This is a genomic window from Mycobacterium sp. ACS4331 (assembly GCF_001667265.1).
Lineage (GTDB): Bacteria > Actinomycetota > Actinomycetes > Mycobacteriales > Mycobacteriaceae > Mycobacterium.
This window is the reverse complement of sequence record NZ_LZHW01000054.1, coordinates 1-12,371: the sequence shown is the minus strand read 5'-3', so window position 1 is coordinate 12,371 and position 12,371 is coordinate 1. Positions and strand designations below refer to the sequence as shown.

At 68.5% G+C, this 12,371-nt stretch carries 13 protein-coding genes; 9 read left to right on the top strand and 4 right to left on the bottom strand.

Going from position 1 to position 12,371, the window contains the following annotated elements:
* Nucleotides 1–27: 27 nt before the first annotated feature.
* Together greA and A5727_RS12950 are read right to left on the bottom strand one after the other, a co-directional pair.
* Nucleotides 28–522 (bottom strand): transcription elongation factor GreA, encoded by a 495-nt coding sequence (gene greA, locus A5727_RS12955; RefSeq protein WP_068249650.1) that lies wholly within the window; start codon nt 520–522, stop codon nt 28–30.
* A 232-nt stretch (nt 523–754) separates the two neighbouring features.
* Nucleotides 755–1,207 carry a DUF4307 domain-containing protein gene (locus tag A5727_RS12950; RefSeq protein ID WP_068249648.1) on the bottom strand — a complete coding sequence of 151 codons (453 nt, stop codon included), beginning with the start codon at nt 1,205–1,207 and terminating at the stop codon, nt 755–757.
* Nucleotides 1,208–1,344: 137 nt separating this feature from the next.
* Between A5727_RS12950 and mca the strand changes: the two genes are divergently transcribed.
* Genes mca through A5727_RS12930 form a run of 4 tightly spaced genes read left to right on the top strand, consistent with a single transcriptional unit; the run spans nt 1,345 to nt 4,852 of the window.
* Nucleotides 1,345–2,211, top strand: coding sequence for a mycothiol conjugate amidase Mca (mca, locus tag A5727_RS12945; RefSeq protein WP_068249646.1), 867 nt, complete (start codon nt 1,345–1,347; stop codon nt 2,209–2,211).
* On the top strand, nt 2,208–2,501 hold the full coding sequence (locus A5727_RS12940; protein WP_068249644.1) for a hypothetical protein: 294 nt from the start codon (nt 2,208–2,210) through the stop codon (nt 2,499–2,501). Before mca ends, A5727_RS12940 begins: the two co-directional genes overlap by 4 nt.
* Nucleotides 2,482–4,473 (top strand): thioredoxin domain-containing protein, encoded by a 1,992-nt coding sequence (locus A5727_RS12935; RefSeq protein WP_231992060.1) that lies wholly within the window; start codon nt 2,482–2,484, stop codon nt 4,471–4,473. The genes A5727_RS12940 and A5727_RS12935 overlap by 20 nt, the downstream gene beginning before the upstream one ends.
* A gap of 10 nt (nt 4,474–4,483) precedes the next feature.
* On the top strand, nt 4,484–4,852 hold the full coding sequence (locus A5727_RS12930; protein WP_068249739.1) for a nuclear transport factor 2 family protein: 369 nt from the start codon (nt 4,484–4,486) through the stop codon (nt 4,850–4,852).
* Between the two features lie 19 nt (nt 4,853–4,871).
* Here the strand turns inward: A5727_RS12930 and trhA are convergent, their stop codons facing one another.
* The gene (gene trhA / locus A5727_RS12925; protein ID WP_068249641.1) at nt 4,872–5,609 is read right to left on the bottom strand and encodes a PAQR family membrane homeostasis protein TrhA; all 738 of its coding nucleotides are present in this window, start codon (nt 5,607–5,609) and stop codon (nt 4,872–4,874) included.
* Nucleotides 5,610–5,685: 76 nt separating this feature from the next.
* Here trhA and A5727_RS12920 point away from each other — a divergent pair, with 76 nt between their 5' ends.
* From A5727_RS12920 to A5727_RS12910, 3 genes are all read left to right on the top strand, one after another.
* Entirely contained in the window at nt 5,686–6,483 is a 798-nt protein-coding gene (locus A5727_RS12920) for a (2Z,6E)-farnesyl diphosphate synthase (RefSeq protein ID WP_068249639.1), read from the top strand.
* A gap of 4 nt (nt 6,484–6,487) precedes the next feature.
* Entirely contained in the window at nt 6,488–7,846 is a 1,359-nt protein-coding gene (locus A5727_RS12915) for a hypothetical protein (protein ID WP_068249638.1), read from the top strand.
* A 93-nt stretch (nt 7,847–7,939) separates the two neighbouring features.
* A complete protein-coding gene (locus tag A5727_RS12910; protein ID WP_068249635.1) occupies nt 7,940–8,347 on the top strand; it encodes a hypothetical protein in 408 nt (135 codons plus the stop codon).
* A 108-nt stretch (nt 8,348–8,455) separates the two neighbouring features.
* Here the strand turns inward: A5727_RS12910 and coaA are convergent, their stop codons facing one another.
* Nucleotides 8,456–9,394 (bottom strand): type I pantothenate kinase, encoded by a 939-nt coding sequence (gene coaA, locus A5727_RS12905; protein WP_068249634.1) that lies wholly within the window; start codon nt 9,392–9,394, stop codon nt 8,456–8,458.
* Nucleotides 9,395–9,451: 57 nt separating this feature from the next.
* Here coaA and A5727_RS12900 point away from each other — a divergent pair, with 57 nt between their 5' ends.
* Nucleotides 9,452–10,666 (top strand): DUF885 domain-containing protein, encoded by a 1,215-nt coding sequence (locus A5727_RS12900; protein ID WP_068249631.1) that lies wholly within the window; start codon nt 9,452–9,454, stop codon nt 10,664–10,666.
* Nucleotides 10,667–10,726: 60 nt separating this feature from the next.
* Nucleotides 10,727–12,205: a glycine hydroxymethyltransferase gene (locus A5727_RS12895; protein WP_068249629.1), complete on the top strand. Its 1,479-nt coding sequence runs from the start codon at nt 10,727–10,729 to the stop codon at nt 12,203–12,205.
* The last annotated feature ends 166 nt before the right edge of the window (nt 12,206–12,371 follow it).

Here is a 12,371-nt window from a genome sequence, read left to right as displayed (position 1 = left end):
GCAGTTGTGAAGAGCCAGGAGACGACGTCAGCCCTGGTAGGGCTCGGCCGAGACCAGGGTCACCTCAACGGTGCTGCCGTTGGGGACCGTGTAGCTGCGGGTGTCGCCCACCTTCGCGTCGAGCAGTGCGCCGCCCAGCGGAGAGTTGGGGGAGTAGACCTCGAGGTTGCCGCCGTTGACGCCCTGCTCGCGGGTGCCGATGAGGAACGTCTCGGTGTCCGACTTGTCACCGTCGTAGTAGACCGTCACCACCGAACCGGGCAGTGCCACACCGGACTGCTTGGGGGCCTCGCCCACCTTGGCGTTGTTCAGCAGCTCCTGCAGTTGACGGATACGGGCCTCCTGCTGCCCCTGCTCCTCGCGCGCGGCGTGGTAGCCACCGTTCTCCCGCAGGTCGCCCTCCTCGCGGCGGTCGTTGATCTCCGCGGCGATGACGGGACGGTTGGCAATCAGTTGGTCCAGTTCGGCCTTGAGCCGGTCATAGGACTCCTGGGTCAGCCAGGTCACCTGGGTGTCAGTCATGTCGTTCGCGCTCCCTCGTTGTTCGGCTTGCGCTGTGATCTGCGCTCGGCAGTCTGGGCCTGTGGGGCTGCTGCCGGGGCACGCGGAGTCCGCGTCGTATTGCATCTCGGTGCCGCGGCGTTTCGCGCTAAGAAGCAATACACGGCCCCAGCAGGAACCGTGTATGTGTGAATCATACCACTGGATCGTTAACCGGCCGTCATGATTGTGCACCCCTGGGTTGGCCTGACGGTCACCCGCGGGGTTCCTCCACGAGGTAGCCGGGCACATCGGCGCCGCACCCGTAGACGTCACCGACCACGGGTGGCTTCGAGGTCTTGACCAGGCCCGTCACCTGCACCGTCGACTCGGTGGACGGGGGAACGAGAAGCTCGCGCCTGCCCGTTTCGCTGCCGTCCTTGGACCGCCCGCGCACGATGCACACGACGGGTTGCGACGGGTCGGCACGCGTCACGCTGACCGTCACCTCCACGGTCTGATCGTCGATCAGGCGATAACTGGCGAGCTCCCCCTTGACGTCCCCGCTGCCCCAGCGCTGATAGGCGACGGTCGCGACCACGATCCCGATCGCGATGACCAGCACCGTCAGCGCGGCGATGACCATGCGGCTGGGCCCGCGCTGCGGTTTCCCGTAGCGGGACTCGGGTCGCGCCGGCGTGGCGTCGGTGTTGGAGGTGTCGGTCATAGTGTGTGGTGCGCGTCTCTGGTGGGGGATCGGGTGTGGGGCCACATTCGTCGGGATGAAAAGATTGCGGCGGGTACTTGAGAATAAGGCCTGCCCCGCACGGGGCGACGACGACTACGAGCGAGCGAAGGCGCACGGTGACCCAACTGCGGCTGATGGCGGTGCACGCCCACCCGGACGACGAGTCCAGCAAGGGTGCGGCGACGACTGCCCGTTATGTCGACGAGGGGCACCGCGTGATGGTCGTGTCGCTGACGGGCGGGGAGCGCGGGAGCATTCTCAATCCCGCCATGGACCTGCCTGACGTGCACGGTCGCATCGCCGAGATCCGTCGCGACGAGATGGCCAGGGCGGCCGAGATCCTGGGTGTGGAGCACACCTGGCTGGGGTTCGTGGACTCGGGCCTTCCCGAGGGTGACCCGCCGCCGCCGCTGCCCGAGGGATGCTTCGCGCTGGTCCCGCTCGACGAACCGGTCGAGCGTCTGGTGCGGCTCATCAGGGAGTTCCGTCCGCACGTGATGACGACCTACGACGAGAACGGCGGCTACCCCCATCCCGATCACATTCGATGCCATGAGGTGTCGGTCGCGGCCTACGAGGCGGCCGCCGACCACCGGCGCTTCCCGGACGCGGGGCGTCCGTGGGCCGTGTCGAAGCTGTACTACAACCACGGATTCCTGCGGCAGCGGATGCAGATGCTGCAGGACGAGTTCGCCAAGCACGGTCGCACCGGACCATTCGAGAAATGGCTGCAGAATTGGGATCCCGACCATGACATCTTCGCGGACCGCGTGACGACCCGGGTGGAGTGCTCGGCGTATTTCGAGCGACGTGACGACGCGCTGCGGGCCCATGCCACGCAGATCGATCCCACCGGCGACTTCTTCACCGCGCCGATCGAGTGGCAGCAGCGGTTGTGGCCCACCGAGGAGTTCGAACTGGCACGCTCCCGGGTGCCGGTGTCGTTGCCCGAAACAGACCTCTTCGCGGGAATCGAACGATGAACGAACTGCTGCTTGTCGGATTGACCGTGCTCGCCGAGGAGGGGCCGCGCAACACCGGCCCGGACTTCGGCAAGGCCAGCCCCGTCGGCCTGCTGATCGTGGTGCTCCTGCTGGTCGGCACCTTCGGGCTGGTGTGGTCGATGAACCGGCACCTGAAGAACCTGCCGGAATCGTTCGACCCGGAGCATCCCGAACCCGACCAGGCGGTCGATGAGGGCACCACCGTCGGACCCGACGATCCGAACCCCACCTCGACTTCACGGGAGACCGGTGGTCAACCGTCTGGGTGAGGCCACGAGCCCCTACCTGCGCCAGCACGCGGACAATCCGGTGCACTGGTGGGAGTGGACGCCGGAGGCGTTGGCCGAGGCCGCGCGCCGCGATGTCCCGATCCTGTTGTCGATCGGGTACGCGGCCTGCCATTGGTGTCACGTGATGGCGCATGAGTCGTTCGAGGACGACGAGGTTGCGGCGGCGATGAACGCCGGATTCGTGTGCATCAAGGTGGACCGTGAGGAACGCCCGGATCTGGATGCGGTCTACATGAACGCGACCGTCGCGCTGACCGGTCAGGGCGGTTGGCCGATGACGTGTTTCCTGACGCCGGATGGGCGTCCCTTCTTCTGCGGGACGTACTACCCCAAGCCCCAGTTCCTGCAGCTCCTCGCGGCCGTCGAGGACACCTGGCGGGGCAGGCGTGACGAAGTCGAACAGGCCTCGGACCACATCACCGCTGAGTTGCGCAGGATGGCCTCCGGCCTGCCCGACGGCGGGGTGCCCGTCTCGGCCGAGCTGTGCGACCACGCCGTGGCTGTGGTGCTGCGCGAGGAGGACACCGTCCGGGGCGGCTTCGGCGGCGCGCCCAAGTTTCCGCCTTCGGCCCTGCTGGAGGGGCTGCTGCGCAACTACGAGCGCACCGGATCCACCGAGGTGCTGGCGGCGGTGGCGCGCACGGGTTCGGCGATGGCACGTGGGGGCATCTACGACCAGTTGGCCGGGGGCTTCGCCCGCTACAGCGTCGACAACGACTGGGTGGTACCGCATTTCGAGAAGATGCTGTACGACAACGCGCTGCTGCTGCGGGCGTACGCGCACTGGGCACGGCGTACCGGCGACCCGTTGGCCGTGCGGGTGACGGGGCAGACCGCCGACTTCCTGCTGCGTGACCTGTCGGCAGGCGACATGTTCATCTCATCGCTGGACGCCGACGCCGACGGCGTCGAGGGTTCCACGTATGTGTGGACGCCGGAGCAGCTGCGCGACGTTCTCGGCGATGACGACGGACTCTGGGCCGCAGAGGTTTTCGAAGTCACCGCTGCTGGCACGTTCGAGCACGGCACTTCGGTGCTGCAACTGCTGTCCGATCCGGATGACCCAGAGCGGTTGCGCCGGGTCAGCGCCGCCCTGCTGTCCGAGCGGGCGCAGCGGATTCAGCCCGGCCGCGACGACAAGGTGATCGCGACGTGGAACGGCCTGGCGATCACCGCCCTCGGCGAGGCCAGCGTGGCATTGGAGCGACCTGATCTCCTGGATGCCGCAATCCGTTGTGCGCGTGCACTGTTGGACCTCCATGTGGTCGACGGAAGATTGCGCCGGGCCAGCCTCGGTGGCCGGGTCGGCGACAGTGCCGCCATCCTCGAGGACTACGCCACCCTGGCCACCGGCCTGCTGACGCTGCATCAATTGACCGGTGCGGCCGAATGGGTCACGGCGGCCACCGCGCTGATCGACACCGCGCTGGCGCACTTCACCGATCCGGCCCGGCCGGGTCGCTGGTTCGACACGGCCGACGACGCCGAGCAGTTGATGGTTCGCCCGGCCGACCCGATCGACGGCGCCACTCCGTCGGGAGCGTCCACGATCGCCGAGGCCCTCTTGACCGCAGCGCATCTCGTCGATGTCGACCGGGCCTCGACATATGCCGAGGCGGCCGCACAGACCCTGCTCGCGCACACCCCGGTGCTGGCGCGCGCGGCCCGGTCAGCCGGGCACTGGCTGGCGGTGGCCGAAGCCGCGGTGCGTGGCCCCCTGCAGATTGCGGTGGCCTGTGACGGCCCCGACTCGGCGTTGCTCGCCCAGGCCCGCAGGCTGGCGCCGGGCGGCACCGTCGTCGTCGGGGGAGCCGTCGACTCCTCGCCGCTGCTGATCAGCCGTGATCGCGTCGACGGCGCGGACGCGGCTTATGTGTGCCGCGGCACGGTGTGCGATCTGCCCGTCACGGACGTCGGGGATCTGGCTGTCGCACTGAAGGTGCCCGTGTAGCGTGCCGCACATGAGTTTTGAGCCGGATGCCCTGAAAGCCTTCGTGAACCGCTATCTCGACACCGTGGTCAGCGGTACGCCCGATGACGTCGCGGCGCTGTACGCCGAGGACGCCACCGTCGAGGACCCGGTGGGTTGCGGTGAAGTGCACATCGGCCGACAGGCCATCGCGGGTTTCTACAAGAATCTGGCCGGGGTCGAGCTCAAGACAGAACTGCACAGCTTCCGCCCGGGTGGCAGCGAGGCCGCGTTCCAGTTCGCGATCACGGTGGGCGGCACGATGCGCATCGAGCCCATCGAGGTGATGACGTTCAACAGCGAGGGTCTGATCACGTCGATGAAGGCGTATTGGAGTCCGGCCGACGTCACGCAGCTGTGACGGTCGGCAACATCCGCGTCTAGAAGACCGCGAACCACATCGCGATGTAGTGGCAGATCGCCGCGACCGCGGTGCAGGCGTGGAAGAACTCGTGATGGCCGAACGTGGTGGGCCACGGGTTCGGCCATTTGAGCGCGTACAGCACGCCGCCGATGCTGTAGAGCGCGCCGCCGACGATCAGCAGCACGACCGCGGCCACTCCCGCGCCGTTCATGATCGGGCCGATGAACCAGGCCGCGACCCAGCCCAGCAGGATGTAGAGCGGCACCCCGAGCCAGCGGGGCGCCGACGGCCAGAACATCTTGAGCAGCACGCCCGCGATGGCGCCGCCCCACACGATCCAGAACAGCACCATGCCGCTGCGTGACGGCAGTGCCAGCAGCGCGAAGGGCGTGTAGCTGCCGGCGATGAAGATGAAGATCATCGAGTGGTCGAGACGCTTCATCCATTTGCGCGCGGTCGCCGAACGCCAGTTCACCCGGTGGTAGGTGCCGCTGACGGCGAACATCGCCACGATCGTGAAGGTGTAGAGCAGGGTGGCCAGGCCGGCGCGCGTCGATTCGAGTGACCACGACACCGAAACCAGTGCGGCGCCTGCGATGAACGCCACAATGGCGGAGTAGACGTGAATCCAGCCGCGGGCGCGTGGCTTGCCGAGGAATTCGGCCACACCATCGACGACGGCCTGCGGGAAGTCTTCGGCTTCGGCGAGGTCGATCTGGGTGATCTCGCGCTTGCCACTTGTGGGGGCACTCATCGGCTGTTCTCCGTGGTCCGCTGGTACTGCTCGGATCGTTCGGGGTTCACCCCGCATCACAGTAGTCTCCATTGTTGTGGACATCATTCCCCCGCGACTCAAAGAGCCCATCTATCGGCTCTATGAGATGCGGCTGCGCCACGACCTGACGCGATCCCGCTCACAGCTGCCCCGCCACATCGCCGTGCTGTGCGACGGAAACCGGCGCTGGGCACGGGATGCGGGGTACGACGACGTCAGCGTCGGCTACCGGATGGGTGCGGCCAAGATCGCCGAGATGCTGCGCTGGTGTCAGGCCGCGGGAATCGAGATGACCACCGTCTACCTGTTGTCGACAGAGAACCTGCGCCGCGATCCCGACGAACTGGCGGCCCTGATCGAGATCATCACCGAAGTGGTCGAGGAGATCTGCGCGCCGGCCAACAAGTGGAGTGTGCGCACCGTCGGAGACCTCGAACTGCTCGGTGAGGAGACGGCCCGCAGGCTGCGGCAGGCCGTTGAGTCCACGCCGTCGGAGGACTCCGCCGGGGCGTTCCACGTCAACGTCGCGGTCGGCTACGGCGGCCGGCAGGAGATCGTCGACGCCGTACGCGCGCTGCTGTCGAAGGAACTGGCCAACGGTGCGACGGCCGAGCAGCTGATCGACGCGGTCTCGGTCGAGGGGATCTCGGAGAACCTCTACACCTCCGGCCAACCCGATCCCGATCTGGTGATCCGGACGTCGGGGGAGCAGCGGCTGTCGGGGTTCCTGCTGTGGCAGAGCGCGTACTCGGAGATGTGGTTCACCGAGGCGCACTGGCCGGAGTTCCGGCGGGTGGACTTCCTGCGTGCCCTGCGCGACTACAGCGCACGACATCGACGGTTCGGGATCTGACCCCATGGCTGCGCTCTCGGCGGTGGTGTTCACGCTGAGTTGGTGGCTGGGTCTGTACCTCCTGGCGCGCAATCCGCGCAAACCCGTGCTGGTGCTCGCGGCCGCGGGACTGTGCAGCTTCGCGCTCGTCGTGGCCCTCGACGCGATCCGGCTCACCGCCGACCACCACGCCGAACTGCTGGGCCGGATCGAGATCCACCTCGTGGCGCTGCCGGGCATCGCGTGGTCTGCGGTGCTTCTCGAGCTGGCGCGCTCGGGTGAGCGCTGGCGCAGCCGAATGGGCCAGGGTGCTGCGCTGGCGGTGGTCGCGTTCGCGGCGCTGGCCGGTGCGGCCTGGGCTGGCGGGGTCGAGGGGCCGCTGCGGGCCGGACACTGGCTGATGTTCATCGCGATCTCGGCCGCCGCTTTGGCGGCCATGGTCATCGCGGTTCGGCACCGGCCGCGCCCGGGTTCGGTGGTGGGTGTCGTCGTCATCGCGACGCTGTTCTTCGCGCTGGCCAACGCGATTCTGGTGATTCCGCTGGGACTCGTTCCCAGTTGGATCGCGCTGGCGTCCACCGGATTCGACGTGCTGCTGCTCGGCGTCGCGGTGGCGGTGTGGGACGCATTCGACGAGGGGCAGGCGCTGCGGGCGGACATGCTGCGCTCGTTCGTCGGCACGATCCTGGTGGCCGCACTCTTCGGCAGTCAGGCGCTGCTGAGCCTCGCGGTGATCCCCGAGGACGGGCGCACTGTGGTGACCGTGCTGCTGTTCACGAGCCTGGCCGTCGCGATCGCCATCAACGTGCTGGCCGATCCGCTGGCCGGAATGCTGGACCGGTTGGCGTTCTCGAGGTCGCCCGCGCTGCGGGCCGACCGGGCGGCGCTGCGCCGCACCGAGGCCGCGCTGCCCCTGCGCTCCGAGAGCCCCCTCGCCGGCCTCGACGACGACACCTTCGTGCGCCTGACGCGCCGGGCCCTCGGCCACTACGGAGATCTGAGCAAGCTGGTGGCCAGCCCGTTGACCGCGCTGCCGGAGATCGGTGAGCGCCTGGCCGCCCGCGGCGCACCCGACCAGCCGCTCGAGCGCGCCAACGAACTCAAGGCCGTGCTCGCCGACCGGATCGCCGCACTCAAACCGCGCGACGGCCGGGACTTCGGCACCACCGAGGAGTGGCGGTACTACAACTCGCTGTACTTCCCGTACGTCGTCGGGGTGCGCGCGTACGCCCAGAACGCGACGGCGGCGGGTCTGGATCCCGTCGCGCGGCAGGCGTGGCAGTGGATGGTCACCGAGGTGCCGCAGCGCTCGCTGCACAACTGGCAGAACGCCGCGGCCCGGGTGATCGCGGCGGACCTGCGGGCGCCCGCCTTCAGTGAGTGATCTGGCAGTGGTTGGCAGTGCCGGGGGTCGATCTGGCAGTGGCCGCTGAGCAGCATTTCTCCTGTAAGCAACCCACGATCACAGGAGATCGCCATGACTGCCACCACTGCCAGGACCACCCCGGACCAGACCGACTCCCTGCTGCGCTTGGCCCTGCGACTGGACGCCACCCTGACCGGCGTCTGCGGGCTGGCGGTGGCGGCGTTCGCCGGTCCCCTCGCGAACCTGACCGGGCTGACGTCGACAGTCGCCTACGTCGTCGGCGCGGCACTGGTGCTCTACGGAGTGGTGGTCTACGCCCTCGCCGGCCTGCGTGAACTGCGCACCGCGGGTATCGGGGTGATCATCGCGAACCTCGTCTGCACCGTGGGCGCGGTCCTGGTCGTGGTCGAGGGACTGGCACCGCTGACCGGGGTGGGCGTCGCGGTGGCGCTGGCGTCGGCGGCCTACACCGCGTTCTTCGCGGTGCTGCAGTACATCGGAGTGCGCCGTCTGGCGTGACTCCCTCCGCCCGGTGCGGGGTGTGCCGCCGCAAGAGGTTACGGCGCTGCACCCCCGCACCGGTTTCTGCGATTTCTGCAGTCTGACCGGCGCTGGGCGCAGGTCGCTTCAGAGTTTGCGCAGGCGGAGGCGGTTGATCGAGTGATTGGAGTCCTTGCGCAGCACCAGAGTCGCGCGCGGACGGGTCGGCAGGATGTTCTCGATCAGGTTGGGGCGGTTGATCGAATGCCAGATGTCGCGCGCGGCGAACACGGCCTGCTCGTCGGTCAGCGTGGCGTAGCTGTGGAAGTGCGACTGCGGATCGGCGAACGCGCCGGCCCGCATCGACAGGAACCGCGAGATGTACCACTGCTCGATGTCCTCGATGCGGGCGTCGACGTAGACCGAGAAGTCGAACAGATCCGAGACCATCAGCGTCGGGCCGGTCTGCAGGACGTTGAGGCCCTCCAGGATGAGGATGTCGGGGTGGCGCACCGTGTGCATCTCGCCCGGCACGATGTCGTAGATCAGGTGCGAGTACACCGGCGCGCAGGCCACTTCGGCACCCGACTTCACCGTGGTGACGAAGCGCATCAGGGCGCGGCGGTCGTAGCTTTCCGGAAAGCCCTTGCGGTGCATGATGTTCCGCCGGGACAGCTCGGCGTTGGGGTAGAGGAATCCGTCGGTGGTGACCAGGTCCACCCGTCGGTGCGGTTCCCATCGGGCCAGCAGGGCCTGCAGCACACGCGCGGTGGTCGACTTGCCCACCGCGACACTGCCGGCCACGCCGATGATGAACGGCATCGGGCGGTCGGGATTCTGCTGTGGTTCGCCGAGGAACTCCGCGGTGGCCGCGAACAGGCGCTGGCGCGCGGCGACCTGCAGGTGGATCAACCGCGCGAGCGGCAGATAGACCTCTTCGACCTCGAGCAGATCCAGCTGCTCACCGAGGCCGCGCAGCCCGACGACCTCTTCCTCGGTCAGCTTCAGCGGCGTGGACATACGCAGCGCCCGCCATTGCGTTCGGTCGAACTCCACATACGGGCTCGGCTCGCTCAGCCGCGACATGGCGTTCAGTCTTACAGCACGCGCTGCGCGGTCGCCGTGTGGGTAGCGTTGAACGTCATGGAACCCGCCACGCTGATCCGCGAGTACCTCCTGCTGGGACTGCGGTTCGATCGCATCGAAGAGGGCTACGTCGACTCGTTCACCGGTGATGCGGCGCTGCGTCGCATCGTCGCCGACGAGGCCGCACCCGCCCCCGCCGAGCTGACCAGACAGGCCCAGCGCCTGCTCGACGCGCTGCCGGACGTCCCACGTCAGGACGGATTCGACGAGACCCGCGCGGCGTATGTGGGTGCGCATCTGCGCGCATTGGCATGTGCGGGACGCAAGTTCGCCGGCGAGGACGTCGGCTTCGTCGACGAGGTCCGCGACTATTTCGACGTGGAGATCAGCAGGGGCGACGAGGACCGCTACCGCGAGGCCCACGCCCGGCTCGACGAGGTGCTCGGCGGCGCGGGGCCGCTGGCCGAGCGCATGGAGGCCGACCGTCGCAACGACGAGATCCCGCCCGAGCGCCTCGGCGAGTGCATCGAGGCGTTCTCCAGCGCACTGCGGGATCGGGTCCGTGCGGAGTTCCCGCTGCCCGAGGCCGAGACCGTGGTCTACGAGATCGTCACCGACAAGCCCTGGTCGGGGTTCAACTACTACCAGGGCGACTACCGCTCGACCGTCGCCGTCAACGCCGACCTGCGCCAGCAGATGTCGAACCTGCCGTCGCTGGTGGCCCACGAGTCCTACCCGGGTCATCACACCGAGCACTGCCGCAAGGAGGCCGGCCTGGTCGAGGGGCTCGGTCAGCAGGAACAGACGATCTTTCTGGTCAACACCCCGCAGTGCCTCATGGCCGAGGGACTGGCCGACCTCGCGCTGTATGCCGCGATCGGTCCGGAATGGGGCGGCTGGGCCGCCGAGATCTACGCCGACCTCGGTCTGCGGTTCGACGGCGAGCGTGCTCAGGCGATCTCCGCGGCCCGGGCGACGCTGGCCGACGTGCGCCAGGACGCGGCGTTGATGTTGCACGACGAGCACCGCGACGTCGACGACGTGGTGGCCTTCGTGCGGCGCTGGCTGCTGGTGGACGACACCAGGGCCCGGCAGATGATGCGATTCCTGTCGTCGCCGCTGTGGCGCGCGTACACCAGCACCTACGTCGAGGGCTACCGCCTGCTGCGGCCGTGGCTGGACAATCGGCCGGCCGGACAGAGCCTGACCGAGCGGTTCGGCCGTCTCCTCGACGAACCGCTGATCCCATCGTCGCTGCGGGCCGCCGCCTGACGGCAGGACAGGACGAACGCGGAGTTTGGCCTGCCAGGCTCGCGGATTAGGCTGACAGGCATGACTGCAGACTCCACCGCGACCGCCTCCTCCGCAGCCCCCGGCGCCGAGTACGCCGAGACGGCGAGCGCGGCCTACCGAGCCGCGCTGGAGGTCATCGAGTCCGTGGAACCGCGGGTTGCCGCGGCGACCCGCAAGGAGCTGGCCGATCAGCGCGATTCGCTCAAGCTGATCGCCAGCGAGAACTACGCCTCGCCGGCGGTGCTGCTGACGATGGGCACCTGGTTCTCCGACAAGTACGCCGAGGGCACCGTGGGACACCGGTTCTACGCCGCCTGCCAGAACGTCGACACCGTCGAGGCGCTGGCCGCCGAGCACGCGCGGGAACTGTTCGGTGCGCCGTACGCCTATGCGCAGCCGCACTCGGGTATCGACGCCAACCTGGTCGCCTACTGGGCGATCCTGGCCACCCGCGTCGAGGCGCCGGGCCTGGCCGAACTGGGCGCCAAGCACGTCAACGACCTGTCCGAGGCGGACTGGGAGAAGCTGCGCGCCAAGCTCGGAAACCAGCGACTGCTGGGCATGTCGCTGGACACCGGCGGCCACCTCACGCACGGCTTCCGGCCCAACATCTCCGGCAAGATGTTCCACCAGCGCCAGTACGGGACCGACCCGTTGACCGGCCTGATCGACTACGACGTCGTGGCAGCGGCCGCCCGGGAGTTCAAGCCGCTGGTGCTCGTCGCCGGCTACTCGGCCTACCCGCGCCGGATCAACTTCGCCAAGATGCGCGAGATCGCCGACGAGGTCGGCGCGACGCTGATGGTCGACATGGCGCACTTCGCGGGTCTGGTGGCCGGCAAGGTCTTCACGGGCGACGAGGATCCGGTGCCGCACGCCCACGTCACGACCACGACGACGCACAAGTCGCTGCGCGGTCCGCGCGGTGGTCTGGTGTTGGCCACCGAGGAGTACGCACCCGCGGTCGACAAGGGCTGCCCGATGGTGCTCGGCGGCCCGCTGTCGCACGTCATGGCCGCCAAGGCCGTCGCGCTGGCGGAGGCGCGCCAGCCCGCGTTCCGGGACTATGCGCAGGCCGTCGCCGACAACGCCAAGGCGCTGGCCGAAGGCTTCCTCAAGCGCGGGGGCCAGCTGGTCACCGGCGGCACCGACAACCACCTGGTGCTGCTGGACGTGACGTCGTTCGGCCTGACCGGCCGGCAGGCCGAGTCCGCGCTGCTGGACGCAGGCATCGTCACCAACCGCAACGCCATCCCGAACGACCCCAACGGCGCCTGGTACACGTCCGGCATCCGGTTCGGCACCCCGGCGCTTACCACGCGGGGCTTCGGCGCCGACGACTTCGACCGCGTCGCGGAACTCGTGGTCGAGGTGCTGTCCAACACGCAGCCCACCGCGGCCTCGAACGGCCCCTCCAAGGCCAAGTACACGCTGGCCGACGGCACCGCCGACCGCGTGCACGCCGCCAGCGCCGAACTGCTGGCCGCCAACCCGCTGTACCCGGGCCTGACGCTCTGACCTCTTTCTGCGCCCAAACGAACGTTTGGGCGCAGAATTGGGCCGTTTTCGCGGCCCAAACGTGGGTTTGGGGCGACCTGGGTGGGACTTTGGTCACCAATGCCCCGACACCCCGGACCCGATTTCAAGGAACGTGTGAACCCGGGTTACAGTTAGTTTCATGGCG

What these genes read in the sequence shown, in the direction of transcription:
- greA (WP_068249650.1), bottom strand. Translation starts at nt 522, where the DNA reads ATGACTGACACCCAGGTGACCTGGCTGACCCAGGAGTCCTATGACCGG.
- A5727_RS12950 (WP_068249648.1), bottom strand. Translation starts at nt 1,207, where the DNA reads ATGACCGACACCTCCAACACCGACGCCACGCCGGCGCGACCCGAGTCC.
- A5727_RS12940 (WP_068249644.1), top strand. Translation starts at nt 2,208, where the DNA reads ATGAACGAACTGCTGCTTGTCGGATTGACCGTGCTCGCCGAGGAGGGG.
- A5727_RS12930 (WP_068249739.1), top strand. Translation starts at nt 4,484, where the DNA reads ATGAGTTTTGAGCCGGATGCCCTGAAAGCCTTCGTGAACCGCTATCTC.
- trhA (WP_068249641.1), bottom strand. Translation starts at nt 5,609, where the DNA reads ATGAGTGCCCCCACAAGTGGCAAGCGCGAGATCACCCAGATCGACCTC.
- A5727_RS12915 (WP_068249638.1), top strand. Translation starts at nt 6,488, where the DNA reads ATGGCTGCGCTCTCGGCGGTGGTGTTCACGCTGAGTTGGTGGCTGGGT.
- A5727_RS12910 (WP_068249635.1), top strand. Translation starts at nt 7,940, where the DNA reads ATGACTGCCACCACTGCCAGGACCACCCCGGACCAGACCGACTCCCTG.
- coaA (WP_068249634.1), bottom strand. Translation starts at nt 9,394, where the DNA reads ATGTCGCGGCTGAGCGAGCCGAGCCCGTATGTGGAGTTCGACCGAACG.
- A5727_RS12900 (WP_068249631.1), top strand. Translation starts at nt 9,452, where the DNA reads ATGGAACCCGCCACGCTGATCCGCGAGTACCTCCTGCTGGGACTGCGG.
- A5727_RS12895 (WP_068249629.1), top strand. Translation starts at nt 10,727, where the DNA reads ATGACTGCAGACTCCACCGCGACCGCCTCCTCCGCAGCCCCCGGCGCC.